A 15,735-nucleotide genomic window follows, 5' to 3' on the forward strand; every position below is an offset into this window, starting at 1 on the left:
GTCATCAGATGTATTGTGGCGACGGTTGATCTGATGTCACGACATGTGACGTTCCGTGCGAGATCCGCTGGAGAGGTGAATGACCGCGATCATCGGCGTAGACGCCTTCGACGTGCGCTTCCCGACGTCGTTGAGCCAGGACGGCTCAGACGCGATGAACAAGGACGGCGACTACTCGGCCGCCTACGTCGTGATCAGGACCGACGATCCGGAGCTGTCCGGCTTCGGCTTCACGTTCACGATCGGCAGGGGCAACGACATCTGCGTGCTCGCCGCCGAGCAGCGTGGCCTGCCTCTGGTCGGCATGGCCGTGGAGGAGGTGGTCAAGGACCTGGGCGGCGTCTACCGCCACCTCAAGTCCGACTCGCAACTGCGCTGGCTGGGGCCGGAGAAGGGCGTGGAACACCTGGCCATGGCCGCGGTCATGAACGCCGTGTGGGATCTGGCGGCCCGCGTCGCGGGCAAGCCGCTGTGGCGGCTGCTGGTCGACATGACCCCGGAGGAACTGGCCGACGTCGCGGACCTGTCGTACCTGTCGGACGTGCTCACCCGCGACGAGGCGGTCGCACTGCTGCAGGAGCTGGCGCCGACCCGCGCCGACCGCGTCGCCGAGCTGGCCGAGAGCGGCTACCCGTGCTACACGACCAGCGCCGGCTGGCTCGGATACTCCGACGAGAAGCTGCGGCGGCTCTGCCAGGAGGCCGTCGAGGCCGGATACAAGCATGTGAAGCTGAAGGTCGGCGCCAACCTCGACGACGACATCCGCCGGTTGCGCATCGCCCGCGAGGTCCTCGGCGACGACGCCAACCTGATGATCGACGCCAACCAGGTCTGGGACGTGCCGCAGGCGATCGAGTGGGTACGCGCGCTGGCGGAGTTCGAGCCGCTGTGGATCGAGGAGCCGACCAGTCCCGACGACATCCTCGGCCACGCCGCGATCCGCGCGGCCGTCGCGCCCATCGGGGTGGCCACCGGCGAGCACGGGATGAACCGGGTGCTGTTCAAGCAGATGTTCCAGGCCGAGGCCATCGACTACTGCCAGCTCGACTCCGCCAGGCTCGCCAGCGTCAACGAGATCCTCGCGGTGTACCTGATGGCCAAGAAGTTCGGCGTGCCGGTGTGCCCGCACGCGGGCGGCGTCGGGCTCTGCGAGCTGGTGCAGCACCTGTCGATCTTCGACTACGTCGCGGTGTCGGGCTCGCTCGAGGGCAGGGTGACCGAATACGTCGACCACCTGCACGAGCACTTCGTCGACCCGTGCGTCGTCAAGAACGGCGCCTACGTGCTGCCGGCCCTTCCCGGTTACAGCGCCCAGATGTACGACGCCACGCTGGCGACCTATTCCTTCCCCGGCGGCGACTACTGGACCAGCGCCACGGAGTCCTGATTCGCCGACAGATACTGCTCCACCGCGAGCAGGTGCACGCCCATCCGCAGCCGGGCCGCGTCGGGATCGCGGGTCTTGAGCGCCTGCAGGATCGCCCGATGCTCCTTGTGCGTGTCGAGCTCGGCCCCCTCGGCGTTGATGGCCCGCCACAGGCGGGCCCGGACGGTACGGCTGGCGAGCGCCTCGATCAGCGCCTCCAGCGTCGTGTTGCGGGACGCGGCGGCGATGAGGCGGTGGAACAGGATGTCGGCGTTCATGATCGCCTCGTGGTCGATCTGCTCGGCCTGGAGCAGCAGCTCCATGGACGCCAGGATCTGCTCGGCCCGGTCGAGCTCCTCGTCGGTGATGCGCAGCGCGGCGCGCCCCACGGCCTCCGCCTCCAGCACCCGGCGCACGGCCTGCAGGTCGGCGACGTTTTCCGGCCGGTGAAGGTCGACCAGGAAGCCGATCGGACTCAGCAGTATCGCCGGGTCGAGCGCGGTCACGTAGGTGCCGTCGCCCTGCCGGGTCTCCAGCACTCCGGTCATGACCAGCGCGCGCACCCCTTCGCGGAGCGAGCTGCGTGACACGCCGAGCTGGGCGGCCAGGTCCTTCTCCACGGGGAGGCGGGATCCCGCCGTCAGCGCGCCACTGATGATCATGCGCTTGATGCCCTCGACCACGAGGTCGGACTGCGATGCACGCGGCTCGCGGGTAGTCATCTGACCAGTTTAGAGCCAGCGGGGGAGCGTGGTGCCGTACCGCGAACGCAATCATCAGATCAATTAGGGTCACTTGGGCGGACGTTTCGGAAAACGTGCCGGAAACCTTGACGTAACACGACGATTCATCAGATGATTCCGGAAAGCTGTCGGAGTTCGTCACCCTCCATCGTCAGGGCTTCCCGGCGGCTGCTCCCCCGCACGAAGGAGGCGTCGCATGACGCAAGCGCATCCCCAACTCGTCAGGCCGCCCATCACCCGGGTCCGATGGATGATCATCTGGCTGGCGTTCGCCGGTCTTTCGATCAACTACCTCGACCGTGCGAGTCTCAGCGTCGCGCTGCCGTTCATGGGCAAGGACTTCGACCTGACCGCGACGCAGCAGGGCCTGGTCTTCGCGGCGTTCTTCTGGGCCTACGACGTCTGCCAGCTCGCCGCCGGATGGTACGTCGACAAGGTCGGGCCGCGGCGCTCGTTCTTCCTCGCGGCGATCTGGTGGTCGATCTTCACCGCGCTGACCGCGCTCGCCCGCGGCTTCTGGTCCCTCATCACGTTCCGCTTCCTGCTCGGCGTGGGGGAGAGCCCGGCTCCCAGCACCGCGGCCAAGGTCGTCGCGACCTGGTTCCCGACCAGGGAGCGCGCCTTCGCCACCAGCATCTGGGACTCCGGCTCCCGGGTCGGCGCCGTCATCGCGCTCCCCGTCGTGACCGGCCTCATCGCGCTGCTGCACTGGCGCGCCGTCTTCGTCGTGATCGGCGCGGTCGGAGTCGTCTGGGCGCTCGTCTGGTGGAAGGTCTACCGGGACCCGCGTGAGCACCCCGGCGCGAGCGCGGCCGAGGTCGAGTACATCGAGAGCGGCGGCGCCCGTACCTCGGAGACCGACGCCGAGGGGGCCGCGCGGATCCCGTGGCGGTCGTTGTTCCGCTACCGCACCGTGCTCAGCATGATGTTCGGCTTCTTCTGCCTGAACAGCGTCATCTACTTCTTCATCACCTTCTTCCCGTCCTATCTGGTCACCGAGCGCGGCTTCTCGCTGCTGAAGCTGGGCTTCTTCGGGGCCATCCCGGGCCTGTTCGCGGTGCTGTCCGGCTGGGCCGGCGGCTACCTGGCCGACCGGGCGATCCGCAGGGGCGCCTCGGTCACCCGGGTACGCAAGACGGTCATCGTCGGCGGGCTCGCCGGCGGGTCGGTGATCATGTTCGCCGCGTTGGTGCCGGAGGCGTGGATGGCTCTGACGCTCCTGTCGATCTCGTACGGCAGCCTCACCGTCGCGGGAACCGGCATCTGGTCGCTGCCCGCCGACGTCGCGCCCAGCTCGCGGCACGTCGGGTCCCTCGGCGGGGTCCAGAACTTCGCGTCCAACTTCGCCGGGATCATCACGCCGATCGTGGTGGGCGCGCTGGTCGACGCCACGGGGTCGTTCGTCGTGCCGCTGCTGGTGATCGGGGTGGTTGCCCTGGTGGGGGCGTTCAACTACCTGGTGATCATGGGCAGGATCGAGCCGCTCCAGCTCCGTCCGGCGGAGAGTTCCACCCGGCTTTGACCTGGAGCACGCTCCAGCAGACAGGATGGTCACATGCACAACGCCATGAGAACTCGCGCCATCGGAAGCCGCCACGTCGGGGTCATCGGGCTCGGCGCCATGCCCATGTCCGTGGCCGGGCACATGCCGGACGAGGCCCAGTCGATCCGTACCCCTTCTCGCGGCCTTGGACGCCGGCGTCACCCTGATCGACACGGCGGACGCCTACACACCTTCATCCGATGACGTCGGCCACAACGAACGCCTGGTCGCCCGCGCCCTGTCGCTGTGGTCCGGCGACGCCGGCACCGTGCTCGTCGCGACCAAGGGCGGGCACACCCGCACGCCCGACGGCGGCTGGGCCGTCAACGGCGACCCGGCCTATCTCAAGCAGGCCTGCGACCGTTCGCTGAAAGCGCTCGGCGTCGACAGTATCGGCCTCTACCAGCACCACCGTCCCGATCCGCGGGTGCCGTACGAGGAGACGATGGGCGCTCTGAAGGACCTGCACGACGCCGGCAAGATCCAGATGGCGGGCATCTCGAACGCCGGCCCGGAGCAGATCAGGCTCGCCCACGACATCCTGGGCGAGCGCCTGGTGAGCGTCCAGAACGAATACTCTCCGCGCTTCCGCTCCAGCGAGCCCGAGATCGACGTCTGCGCCGAGCTCGGCCTGGCCTTCCTTCCCTGGTCCCCGCTCGGCGGCATCAGCCGTACCGGTGAGCTCGGGCAGCGCAACGCCGCCTTCACCGAGATCGCCGAAGCGCGTGGCGTCTCGCCGCAGCAGGTCTGCCTCGCCTGGGAGCTGGCCCGCAGTCCCGTGGTCATCCCCATCCCCGGTGCCAGCCGCCCGGAGACCATCCTCGACTCCATCGGCGCCGCCGCCCTGAAGCTCAGCGAGGAGGAGCTCGCCCGCCTCGGCTGACGCGGCGGGAAGCACGGCTCATGAGGAGGGGCCGAGCTGCTCGTTCATGATGAGGAAGGCGCCCAGGCCGTGGAAGTCGTTCACCGGTCTGGCGCGGCCGAAGTAGAAGGCGAGCGAGTCGCTGGCGTTGGTGCCCTCGCTGATGCCCGCGATGTTCGTCCTGCCGTCCGGGCCGAGCGACACCTGGGCGAGCACGCCCTGGTAGCCGCGGTCGGCGTTCGCCCGGTAGGAGGCGTCCACGTAGCCGCGCTGGACGGCTCGCGAGATCGTGTACGTGTACATCGCCGAGCACGACGTCTCCGTCCAGTTCGACGGGTTGCCCGGTTCGGTGACCACCTGCCACCAGCGGCCGGTGGCCGGGTCCTGCCAGCGCGCGTACGCGGGCACGAGGTCGCGCAGGATGCCGATCAGCGCCGGCCTGCGCGGGTGGTCGGCCGGGAGCAACTCCAGGATGTCGACCACGGCCATGCCGAACCAGCCCATCGCCCGGCACCAGGAGATCCCGTTCGTGTTGCCCAGCGACGGCTTGACCCAGGAGGCGGTCGGCCCGCCGGGCTCGTCGTAGGCGTGGTACAGCAGTCCCGCCGCCGGTCCCGAGGTGCGGCGCAGATGGCTCCAGTAGATCTCGAGCTGCCGGGCCGGCTCGGCCGAGGTGAAGGAGTCGGCCGACACCCAGGCGCCGTACCGGGCCAGGAAGGGGTCGGCCATGTAGACGCCGTCGCCCCAGAGCTGGCCCTCGCGCGAGCTGGAGGTGGAGTGCCACCAGCCGCCGTCCGACGTGCGCGGGTACGAGTTCAGCCGGGTCCTGATCTTGACCGCCGCGGTGCGGTAGCGCGACTGCCCGGTCTCCCTGTAGAGGGCGAGCAGCACGTTGCCCGCCTGCATGCTGTCGAGATTGTCGAAGCTCTGGGAGATGCCGCCGGAGGCGTCCACGAACCGGTCGGCCCAGTCCTTGATGTACTGCAGGTAGCGCGCCTCTCCCGTGCGCTGGTAGACGAGGTACTGGCCCCAGAGGTAGAGGCCGCGCGGGTAACTCCAGCCGCCGAGCGTGCCGGGGGAGTAGCGGGCCATCGTCGAGTCCACCACGGCCCTGGACCAGTCGGTGCCCGCCGAGGCGTCCACGGTCAGCGAGTCGAGGTTCGGGCCGCCACCCGCGGTGGTGGCCGTGGCCTTGACGGTGGCCGGGCCCGCGGCCGGCGTGACCCGCACGGTCACGGTCCGCCACGTGGTCCAGGAGCCGGTGCCGGGGAAGGACAGCGTCGTGGTCGTGCCGCCGGTGGTGCCATTGACGGTGATGGCCATCGGCCGATCGGTGCTCGTGCCGTTGGCGTAGCGGAAGGCGAGGGTGACCGGGCCGGCGGGCTCCGGCGCGTCGATCGTCCACGCCACGGAGGAGCCGGCGACGTTGTCGAAGTTGACGAACCCGGAGCCGGTGAAGCCCGCGTGATTCGACTCCACGACGCCCTGCGAGAGCGTCCCGTTCTCGGCCTCGTAGAGGGTCGCCGCCGCGGCGGCGTCGTCCGCGGCCATGGCGGAAACCGGTTGCAGGAACAACAGCCCGCCGACTGCCGCAGCGGTGATGGCGCGAAGACGTCCCATGTATCACTCCGGGTCTGACGAGCTGTGATGCCGTGCCGGCCGGTTCAGATGGACGCGATCGGCGGTGCATGGCTCCGATCTTCTTGCGTGTTACAGGCATACATCCCGGCCCGGCGCCTGTCCACCGCTGAATTACATCGGATGTATCGAGGGAGGCATGTTAGGAAAGTTTCCTAAAGATTGGATCGTTCCAACGGTTGACGCCCGTAGCGGTTTGTGGAAAACGTTTGGGAAGCTCCACATTCCTTACTCGAGGCATCACTCTCAGCCAGGAGCGCCCGATGAACTTCAGCAAGTCCCGGGCCTGCGTCATCGCCTGCTTACTCGCCCTGGGAACGACGGCCGTCCCGGCGAACGCCGCGCCCACCCGTCACGAAGCCGAGAACGCGACGGTCTCCCAGGGCGTCGTCGACTCCAACCACGCCGGCTATTCCGGCACCGGCTTCGTCAACGGCGACAACGTCGCCGGCTCGTACACCGAATGGACGATCAACGCGCCCAGCGCGGGCACGGCCACGCTCGCCTTCCGCTACGCCAACGGCACAGGCGCCGACCGGCCCAGCGACATCGCGGTCAACGGCACGACCGTGGCCGCCGCCCGGTCCTTCCCCGCCACGGGTGCCTGGAGCACGTGGGCCACGGTCACGCTGACCGCCCAGGTCAGCGCGGGCGCGAACACGATCAGGGCCACCGCCGCCGGCGCGGGTGGCAACCCGAACTGGGACTACCTCGACGCCGAGGTCCAGTCGTCGAACTTCACCGACTACCAAGCCGAGACCGCGACGATCGCCCAGGGTGTCGTCGAGTCGAACCACGCCGGCTTCACCGGCTCCGGGTTCGTCAACTACGACAACGTCACCGGCTCGTACATCGAGTTCGCCGTCAGCGCGGCCACCGCCGGCACCCAGAGCCTGACCTTCCGCTTCGCCAACGGCACCACCACCGACCGGCCGATGACCATCACCGTCAACGGCACCGCCGTCGTCACCGGCCGGTCCTTCCCCGGCACCGGCGCCTGGGCCACCTGGCAGGAGATCAGCGTCAACGCGCCGCTCAACGCGGGCGGCAACACCGTCAGGGCCACGGCCACCACCGCGAACGGCGGGCCGAACCTCGACCGGCTGCGGGTCAGCGGTCCGGGCGACACCGAGAAGCCCACCTCGCCGGGGCAGCCGGCGTGCTCCGCCATCACGCACAACGCCCTGACCCTGGACTGGCCGCCGTCCACGGACAACATCGGCGTCGTGGCGTACGACATCTACCACCAGGGGCAGCAGATCGCGACCGCGACCGCCCCGCCGTACCGGCTGACCGAGCTCAACCCCGACTTCGGCTACCAGTTGTCGGTGTTCGCCCGCGACGCCTCCGGCAACGTCTCGCTGAGCAGCCCCGAGGCGAACTGCCGCACGCTGCCCGCGCCCGCCGACGACCCGCCGTCGCAGCCTGGGCAGCCTGCCGTCAGCGGCGTGCAGGCCACCTCGGCGACCGTGACGTGGGCGGCCTCCACCGACGACAACGGCGTGCGCGCCTACCTGGTCCGTGACCACGCCACCAACGCCGTGCTCGCCACGGTCACCGGCACCCCGCCCGCCACCACGGCCAGTGTGCCGCTCGAGTGCGCGCGGACGTACCAGGTGCACGTCGTCGCGCGGGACACGGCCAACCAGCTCTCCACCCCGAGCGCGCCGTCCGCGTCGTTCACCACGGCCGGCTGCGGCAGCGTGCCGCAGACGCCGGCGAGCATCGCGGGCGGCTGGGACGTGCCGTGGGACATCTCCTGGGCGCCCGACGGCACGTACGCGCTGGTGACCGAGCGGGACACGTTCAGGGTGTTCAAGGTGACCCCGTCCGGTACGAAGACGCAGGTCGGAACCGTGCCCAACACGCAGACCACCGGCGGCGAGGGCGGCCTGATGGGCCTGGACTTCTCGCCGACCTGGAACGGCACGACCGACCAGGAGGTGTTCTTCATGCACACCGCCTCCGAGGGCAACCGGGTCGCGAAGATGAACTTCAACGGGACCACGCTCAGCGGCTACGCCTCGGTGCTGCAGGGCATCGACAAGAACCGCTACCACAACGGCGGCCGCATCAGGTTCGGCCCCGACGGCCACCTGTACGTCGCCACCGGCGACGCGCAGCAGTCCGGCAACGCGCCCGACCTGGACTCGCTCAACGGCAAGATCCTGCGCATCACCAAGACCGGCGCCGCCGCGCCCGGCAATCCGTTCGGCACCCGCGTCTACAGCTACGGCCACCGCAACCCGCAGGGCCTGGCCTGGGACTCGGCCGGCCGGCTCTGGTCGTCGGAGCTCGGCAACTCCTCGCGCGACGAGCTCAACCTCATCCTGCCGGGCCGCAACTACGGCTGGCCCACCTGCGAGGGCACGTGCAACACCTCCGGCATGACGAACCCGAAGCACACCTGGGGCGTCGCGGAGGCCTCGCCGAGCGGCATCGCCATCGTCGGCAACACGATCTTCATGGCGGCGCTGCGCGGCCAGCGGCTGTGGCGCATCGTGCTGAACGGCGAGAGCGTCTCGACGGTCAACTCCTACTTCAACGGCACGTACGGCAGGCTCCGCGCGGTCGAGAAGGTGCCCGGCGCCAGCGCCATCTGGTTCGGCTCCACCAACTCCGACAACAACGGCAACGGCTCCGCCGACACCATCCGGCGCTCCGCCATCCAGTGACCACCCCCTGAACGCCGGCGGCCGCGCGGACGCGCGCCCGCCGGATCCAGCACCCCCTGGAGCGCCCCCCCATGCATCCCTCCCGACGGGCCGTCCTCACCGGCGCCCTGCTCGCCCCCATACCGGCGGGCGCCGTGCTGCCGCCGGCGCCCGCCACGGCCCGCCCCCTCGTCTCCCCCTGGGCCCAGGTGCCCGCGATCCTCGCCAGGATCGCGCCGCCGGCCTTCCCCGACCGCACGTTCCCGATCACCGACTACGGCGCCAGACCGGACAACACCACCGACTGCACGCCCGCCTTCCGCGCCGCGATCGCCGCCTGCAACGCCGCCGGCGGCGGCACCGTGCTCGTCCCCGGCACCGGCAGGTTCCGCACCGGCAAGATCCACCTGCTGTCGAACGTGCGGCTGCACGCCGAGGCCGGCGCCACGATCAGGTTCAGATCCGACGCCGGCTCCTACCTGCCGAACGTCTACACCCGCTGGCAGGGGATCGAGTGCTACAACTACTCGCCCTTCATCTACGCCCGCGGCCAGACCAACCTCGCCCTGACCGGATCCGGCACCATCGACGGCAACGCGGCGGCCGGGCCCTGGTTCGGCTTCGACGACGAGCGCGGTCCCGACTGGGACCGGCTCCAGCAGCTCGCGGTGGACGGCGTGCCGGTGGAGCAGCGCCGGTTCGGCGACAGCCACTACCTCAAGCCGAACATGATCCAGTTCTACGACTGCCGGAACATCCTGGTCGAGGATCTGGACATCAGGAATCCCGCGATGTGGACCATCCACCCCGTCTTATCCCGAAATATCACCATCAGGCGGGTCAAGATCTACAGCCGGGGCGCCATGGTGGACGGCGTCGACCCCGAATGCTGCTCGGACGTGCTCATCGAAGGCTGCTCGTTCGACACCGGCGACGACGGCACGGTCATCAAGTCCGGCCGCGACACCGACGGCCGCCGCGTCGGCGTGCCCTCCACGGACATCGTCATCCGCGACAACACGTACTACGGCCGCTGGGGCGCGATCACGGTGGGCAGCGAGATGTCCGGCGGGGTGCGCAACGTCTTCGCAGAGAACAACCGCATCCTCGCCGGGTCGAGTTACCGCTCCTTCCATGCCGTGTACCTGAAGACCAACAACAGGCGCGGCGGCACGGTGGACGGGGTGCACGTCAGGAACCTGACGGGCGGCCCGTGCGACCGGGGCGCCTTCTTCATCGACATGAACTACAGCCTGACCGGCCCCGGCTACGGCCCCATCGCCAACCCGGTGATCCAGAACCTCACCGTGGAGGGCCTGAACATCACCGACTCGCCATTCGCGATCAAGCTGTCCGGGTCATCGGCCAGTCACATCCGCAACGTGACGATCTCCGACAGCACGTTCACCCAGATCGACACGCCCGCGCCGCAGATCTCCAACGCCGACGACGTGGTGCTGCGGAACGTGCGGATCAACGGCGTCCTGTACGGCGGCGGCCCGCAGGGCACCCGCTACGAGGCGGAGAGCGCGACGATCTCGCAGGGCGCGGTCGAGTCGAACCACGCGGGCTTCTCCGGCAGCGGCTTCGTCAACTACGACAACGTCGCCGGCTCGTACGTGGAGTTCACGGTGACCGCCCCCACCGCCGGTACGGCGCCCCTCACCTTCCGTTACGCCAACGGCACCACCGCCAACCGGCCGATGGACATCGCGGTCAACGGCACGGTCGTGGCGGCGGCGAAACCCTTCACAGGCACGGGCTCCTGGACCACCTGGCAGTCCACGACGGTCTCCGCCCTTCTCGCCGCCGGCCCGAACACGGTCAGGGCCACCGCCACCACCGCGGGCGGCGGCCCCAACCTCGACTACCTGGAGGTCATGGCATGACCCGCGCTCACCTGACCCGCCGCCAGCTCGGGCTCCTCGCGGGCGCGGCCGCCCTCGCCCCTCTCCTGCCCGCCCGCCCGGCGTTCGCCGCCCCCACCCTGCTTCCGTCCGGGATGACCTGGCAGCTGATGTGGTCGCCTTCGGCCAGGGCCAACGGCATGGGGGCGTGGGAGACCATCGAGGACGATCGCGCCGACTCCCACCCCGCAGCGGCGCCGCACATCTTCCCCGAGGGCGACAACTACCGCTTCACCATGCACACGGTGGACCGGGACACCAGCACGGACAGGCAGCGGCACGAGGTGACCGGCAACCGCACCTCCGGCAGCAGCTATCTGCAGTGGAAGAACGGCGAGCTGTGGCGGGTCACCTACTCCATGTACATCCCGAGCACGCTGAAGGCCACCACGACGTTCACCCACATCTTCCAGACCAAGATGCCGGGCTCGGGAACGGCCCCGATCACGGTCACCTCGCTGCGCCGGGTGGACGGCAGGCAGACCATCGAGCACAAGGTCTTCGAGCCGAACATCCTGGTCGGGAGGACGGACCTGGAGCCGCTGCACAACAAGTGGATCGACATCGACTACGAGATCAAGATCGGTGACGGCTCGTCCGGCGCGGTCAGGTGGGTGGTCAGGAACGGCGGCGCCACGGTGGCCGACGCGACGAGGACGGGCGTGGACACCTTCCTCGGGGACCGGGTGCGGCCGAAGTGGGGCATCTACCGGTCTCTGGGCGATACCTCCGGCTCGCTGCAGAACTGCCACCTGCTGCTGACGAACCTCAGGTCCTACAAGGCCGTCCCGGGGAACGGCGGAGGCGCCACCCGCTACGAGGCGGAGAACGCGACGATCTCGCAGGGCGCGGTCGAGTCCAACCACGCGGGCTACTCGGGCACCGGCTTCGTCAACGGCGACAACGTGGCCGGATCGTACGTGGAGTGGACCGTGAGCGGCACCGCCGGAGCGGCCACCCTCGGGATCCGGTACGCCAACGGCACCACCACCGTCCGCCCCGCGACGGTCACCGTCAACGGCGCGACCGTCGCCGCCGACCAGCCCTTCAACGGCACCGGTGCCTGGACCACATGGGCGACGGCCACCGTGCCCATCACCCTCGCTTCGGGCGCCAACACGGTGCGGATCACCGCCGCCACCGCAGGCGGCAACCCGAACCTCGACTACATCGAGGTGGCGCAATGAACGGCCCGCCGCACGAGAACTCCGGCCCATCGCCCGAGCCCAGCGCACCCCCGGGGAGCGGGGCGTCGCGGCGGGACGTTCTGCGGGCGGCCGTGCTCGCCACCGGGGTCGCGGCCGTGGCCGGTCCGCTCGGGGAAACGCTGGGCGCGAGCCGGGCCGCAGCCGAGGCGGGTGGCGGCAGTCGGCTCGCGACCCGTACGACCGCCGCCTCGCCATGGGACGAGGTGCCGTCGATCCTGGCCAGGATCGTCCCGCCCGCGTTCCCCGACCGGACGTTCGACATCGTCGACTACGGTGCCGTGGGGGACAACAGCGCCGACTGCACCGCCGCGTTCCGCCAGGCGATCGCCGCCTGCAACGCCGCGGGCGGCGGCCGGGTGCTGGTGCCGGCCGGCACGTTCCGCACCGGAAAGATCCATCTGCTGTCGAACGTGAACCTGCGCGTGACCGGAACGATCCGGTTCCGCACAGACCCGGGCGCGTACCTGCCGAACGTGTTCACCCGATGGGAGGGCATCGAGTGCTACAACTACTCGCCCTTCATCTACGCCAACGGCCAGACCGACATCGCGATCACCGGCACCGGCACCATCGACGGCAATGCACCGGCGGGCGAATGGTCGTCATGGGGCGGCGGGGGAGACGATCGCGACCGGTTGCGCGGGTGGGGCGCGAACGACCACCCGGTCGAGCAGCGCCAGTTCGGGGCGGGGCACCGGCTGCGTCCCAACATGATCGGCCTGTACAACTGCGCGAACATCCTGGTCGAGGGCCTCAACCTGCGCAACCCGGCCATGTGGATGCTGCACCCGGTCTACTGCACGAACGTCACGGTCAGGAACGTCACCTTCTCCAGCACCAACTCCCAGGGCGACGGCTGCGACCCCGACTCCTGCACCGACGTGTTCATCACCGGCTGCAGGTTCGACACCAACGACGACTGCATCCCCGTCAAGTCGGGCCGTGACCGCGACGGCAGAAGGGTGAACAAGCCCTCCCAGAACATCGTGGTACGCGACTGCAAGTTCTCCGGCCGCTGGGGCGGCATCACCGTCGGATCGGAGATGTCGGGCGGCGTCAGGAAAGTGTTCGCCGAGGACTGCACGTGCAACGCCGCCGACTTCCCCGGCCGCTACCCGGTCAAGTACGCCCTGTACGTCAAGACCAGCTTCAACCGGGGCGGCTTCGTCGAGGACGTCCACCTCCGCCGCTTCACCGGCCGCAACCTCGAGCGCGACGCCGTCTACATCACGATGAACTACGAAACATCCGGAAGCATCCCGCCGACCGTCAGGAACTTCACCGTGGACGGCATGACGATCGCGGGCGGGCGCTCGGCGTACAACATCGACGGCCGGAGCGCCGAGCACATCCAGAACGTGTCGATCTCCAACAGCACCTTCACCGGGATGACCAATTCCGGGAACATCGGCAACCACGTCGACGACCTTCAGCTGATCAACGTGTTCTACAACGGCCGGGACATCTCCACCCAGCCCTCCCCGGGCGTGCGATACGAGGCGGAGAACGCGACGATCTCGCAGGGCGCCGTCGAGTCCAACCACGCGGGCTACTCGGGCACGGGGTTCGTCAACTCGGCCAACGCGGCCGGCGCCTACGTCGAGTTCGCGGTGACCGCTGCGACGTCCGGCACCAAGACGCTCACGGTCCGCTACGCCAACGGCACCACCACGAACCGGCCCTACTCGGTCACGGTCAACGGCACGCTCGTCGCGCCCGCCGTCGACGCTCCCGGCACGGGGGCTTGGCGCACCTGGGCGTCGAACCCGCTGGCCATTCCCGCCGCCTCCGGCGCCAACACCATCCGGCTCACCGCCACCACCGCGGGCGGCCTGCCCAATCTCGACTACGTGGAACTCCAGCCATGACCTCTCTCGCCCGAGCCCTCCTGGTGTGCGCCCTCGCTCTCCTCTTGAGTCCCCAGCCCGCGAACGCCGCCGCCGAGTTCAACGTCCGCGACTACGGCGCCACCGGCAACGGCTCCACCAACGACGACGACGCCATCGACCGCGCCATCAACGCCGCCAGTGCCGCACCCGGCGGCATCGTGGTCTTCCCGTCCGGCCGTTACCGGGCCCGTACGATCCATCTGAAATCGCACGTCACGCTCCGGCTCGACGCCGGTGCCACCCTCCTGGCCGCGGGCAGCGGCATGGACCCGCCGGAGTCCAACCCGTACGACGACTACCAGGACTACGGCCACAGCCACTTCCACAACTCGCTCATGTGGGGCAGCGGCATCACGGACTTCCACATCACCGGCAGCGGCACGATCGACGGCGACGGCAACCTGATCACCGGCAACCCGGAACCGGGGGAGGCCGACAAGGCGCTCACGCTCACCGAGTGCTCCGACATCAGCCTGACCGGGGTCACGTTCCGGCGCGGCGGCCACTTCGCCGCCCTCATCAACGGCTGCCACGACATCACGATCGACAACCTCAAGACGATCCACTCCAGCAGCGGCGTGCGCGACGGCATCAACCTGATCAACAGCTGGAACGTCACCGTCACGAACAGCCGCATCGAGGCCAGTGACGACGCCCTCGCGTTCAAGAGCGACTACGCCCTCGGCCACACCTACACCAGCCAGAACGTGCGCGTGCGCGACACCACCGTCTACTCGCACGAGAACAACGCGCTCCAGTTCGGCTCGGAGACCTGCGGGAACTTCCGCGACTTCCGCTTCGAGAACATCACGGTCCTCGGCGCGGGCAAGGCCGGCATCGGCATCGTGTCCATGGACGGCGCGATCATCGAGGACGTCCACTACGACAACGTCTCGCTCACCAAGACCACGTCGCCGTTCTTCTTCAAGATCGGCGAGCGGAAGCGCTGTCCCGGCTCGCCGCCCGCCGGACGGATCCGCGACATCACGATCTCGAACGTGACCGGCACCGACCTGACCGCGCCCGTGGTCACCGGCACCGTCGGCGCCCGCGACTACACCAGCACGCTGACCGGCACGCCGTCGGCGGACATCGGCCCCGGCATCACGTTCAGCGACGTCGACCTGACGGTCCCCGGCGGGCACCCGGCCTCCGAGGCCGACCGGGTGCCGGGCGAGTACCTCACCACGTATCCGCCACGCGACTACGGCCCGCGCCCGTCGTTCGCCTACTGGATCAGGCACGCGACCGGGATCACGCTGTCCGGCCGGGTCCGGTTCGACGACAACGACAACCGGCCCGCCGTCATCGCCGACGACGCCTCCAGCGTGATCCTGCAGGGCATCACCCTGCAGCGCGGCAGCGGCAGCGCGTACGACGTCGGCTTCAGCGGCGTCAACGGGTACGCCGTGCGCGACAGCGCCGGCACCTCGGGCGCGGCGCTGCGCCTGCGGGCCACCGGCTCCACGCCCATCGGGGATGACCCGGTCAGCCTGTACGCCGAGGCGGAGTCCGGCACGGTCACCGCACCCATGGGGACGGTCTCGGACGGCGCCGCGTCGGGCGGCTCGTACGTGACCGTGGCCGCCGGCCGCAACAGCAAGTCCAGCGCCCCCTCCACCGGCTGGACCACGATCCCGTTCGACCTGCCGCGCGGCGGGACGTTCGCCGTGTGGGCCCGCGTGATCGCCCCCACCGACGCCGACGACTCGTTCTGGGTGCGCTCCGGCACCGGCTCGTGGACCAACTGGAACAACATCCCGCTCGGCGCCTCCTGGCACTGGGCCCGCCTGCCCGTCACGTACGACCTGGCGGCCGGGGCACGGACGATCACCTTCGCCTACCGCGAGGACGGCGCCCGCCTCGACCGGGTCGCGATCTCCAGCGACCCCGCGTTCAGCCCCACTGGCACCCCCTCGTCCTAG

The 15,735-nt window shown here is 69.6% G+C and carries 10 protein-coding genes; 8 read left to right on the forward strand and 2 right to left on the reverse strand.

Annotated elements, in window-relative coordinates; all coding sequences use genetic code 11:
- Window positions 1–79: 79 nt before the first annotated feature.
- Entirely contained in the window at window positions 80–1,387 is a 1,308-nt protein-coding gene (locus ACTMTI_RS31040) for an L-fuconate dehydratase (protein WP_441124169.1), read from the forward strand.
- Here ACTMTI_RS31040 and ACTMTI_RS31045 read toward each other — a convergent pair.
- Complete coding sequence (locus tag ACTMTI_RS31045) at window positions 1,360–2,088, reverse strand: FadR/GntR family transcriptional regulator (RefSeq protein ID WP_441124170.1); 729 nt, start codon at window positions 2,086–2,088, stop codon at window positions 1,360–1,362. The two genes, ACTMTI_RS31040 and ACTMTI_RS31045, sit on opposite strands and share 28 nt — an antisense overlap.
- Window positions 2,089–2,305: 217 nt before the next feature.
- Between ACTMTI_RS31045 and ACTMTI_RS31050 the strand changes: the two genes are divergently transcribed.
- The gene (locus tag ACTMTI_RS31050) at window positions 2,306–3,631 is read left to right on the forward strand and encodes an MFS transporter (protein WP_441124171.1); all 1,326 of its coding nucleotides are present in this window, start codon (window positions 2,306–2,308) and stop codon (window positions 3,629–3,631) included.
- A 166-nt stretch (window positions 3,632–3,797) separates the two neighbouring features.
- A complete protein-coding gene (locus tag ACTMTI_RS31055; RefSeq protein ID WP_441124172.1) occupies window positions 3,798–4,535 on the forward strand; it encodes an aldo/keto reductase in 738 nt (245 codons plus the stop codon).
- Window positions 4,536–4,553: 18 nt separating this feature from the next.
- On the opposite strand, the gene ACTMTI_RS31060 is transcribed toward ACTMTI_RS31055, so the two are convergent.
- Entirely contained in the window at window positions 4,554–6,134 is a 1,581-nt protein-coding gene (locus ACTMTI_RS31060) for a glycoside hydrolase family 88 protein (RefSeq protein WP_441124173.1), read from the reverse strand.
- A gap of 281 nt (window positions 6,135–6,415) precedes the next feature.
- On the opposite strand from ACTMTI_RS31060, the gene ACTMTI_RS31065 reads away from it, so the two are divergent.
- The 5 genes from ACTMTI_RS31065 to ACTMTI_RS31085 all read left to right on the forward strand — a co-directional run bounded on the left by ACTMTI_RS31065 (window position 6,416) and on the right by ACTMTI_RS31085 (window position 15,735).
- Window positions 6,416–8,827: a PQQ-dependent sugar dehydrogenase gene (locus ACTMTI_RS31065; protein ID WP_441124174.1), complete on the forward strand. Its 2,412-nt coding sequence runs from the start codon at window positions 6,416–6,418 to the stop codon at window positions 8,825–8,827.
- 71 nt (window positions 8,828–8,898) lie between these two features.
- Complete coding sequence (locus ACTMTI_RS31070; protein ID WP_441124175.1) at window positions 8,899–10,695, forward strand: glycosyl hydrolase family 28 protein; 1,797 nt, start codon at window positions 8,899–8,901, stop codon at window positions 10,693–10,695.
- Window positions 10,692–11,900 (forward strand): CBM35 domain-containing protein, encoded by a 1,209-nt coding sequence (locus tag ACTMTI_RS31075; protein ID WP_441124176.1) that lies wholly within the window; start codon window positions 10,692–10,694, stop codon window positions 11,898–11,900. The genes ACTMTI_RS31070 and ACTMTI_RS31075 overlap by 4 nt, the downstream gene beginning before the upstream one ends.
- Window positions 11,897–13,789 (forward strand): glycosyl hydrolase family 28 protein, encoded by a 1,893-nt coding sequence (locus tag ACTMTI_RS31080; protein ID WP_441124177.1) that lies wholly within the window; start codon window positions 11,897–11,899, stop codon window positions 13,787–13,789. Before ACTMTI_RS31075 ends, ACTMTI_RS31080 begins: the two co-directional genes overlap by 4 nt.
- A complete protein-coding gene (locus ACTMTI_RS31085) occupies window positions 13,786–15,735 on the forward strand; it encodes a glycoside hydrolase family 28 protein (protein ID WP_441124178.1) in 1,950 nt (649 codons plus the stop codon). Before ACTMTI_RS31080 ends, ACTMTI_RS31085 begins: the two co-directional genes overlap by 4 nt.

Origin of the sequence: Nonomuraea sp. H19 (genome assembly GCF_052068215.1) — a bacterium.
Lineage (GTDB): Bacteria > Actinomycetota > Actinomycetes > Streptosporangiales > Streptosporangiaceae > Nonomuraea.

Coding starts and splice junctions, on each gene's coding strand:
- ACTMTI_RS31040 (WP_441124169.1), top strand. CDS start 80: ATGACCGCGATCATCGGCGTAGACGCCTTCGACGTGCGCTTCCCGACG.
- ACTMTI_RS31045 (WP_441124170.1), bottom strand. CDS start 2,088: ATGACTACCCGCGAGCCGCGTGCATCGCAGTCCGACCTCGTGGTCGAG.
- ACTMTI_RS31050 (WP_441124171.1), top strand. CDS start 2,306: ATGACGCAAGCGCATCCCCAACTCGTCAGGCCGCCCATCACCCGGGTC.
- ACTMTI_RS31060 (WP_441124173.1), bottom strand. CDS start 6,134: ATGGGACGTCTTCGCGCCATCACCGCTGCGGCAGTCGGCGGGCTGTTG.
- ACTMTI_RS31065 (WP_441124174.1), top strand. CDS start 6,416: ATGAACTTCAGCAAGTCCCGGGCCTGCGTCATCGCCTGCTTACTCGCC.
- ACTMTI_RS31070 (WP_441124175.1), top strand. CDS start 8,899: ATGCATCCCTCCCGACGGGCCGTCCTCACCGGCGCCCTGCTCGCCCCC.
- ACTMTI_RS31075 (WP_441124176.1), top strand. CDS start 10,692: ATGACCCGCGCTCACCTGACCCGCCGCCAGCTCGGGCTCCTCGCGGGC.
- ACTMTI_RS31080 (WP_441124177.1), top strand. CDS start 11,897: ATGAACGGCCCGCCGCACGAGAACTCCGGCCCATCGCCCGAGCCCAGC.
- ACTMTI_RS31085 (WP_441124178.1), top strand. CDS start 13,786: ATGACCTCTCTCGCCCGAGCCCTCCTGGTGTGCGCCCTCGCTCTCCTC.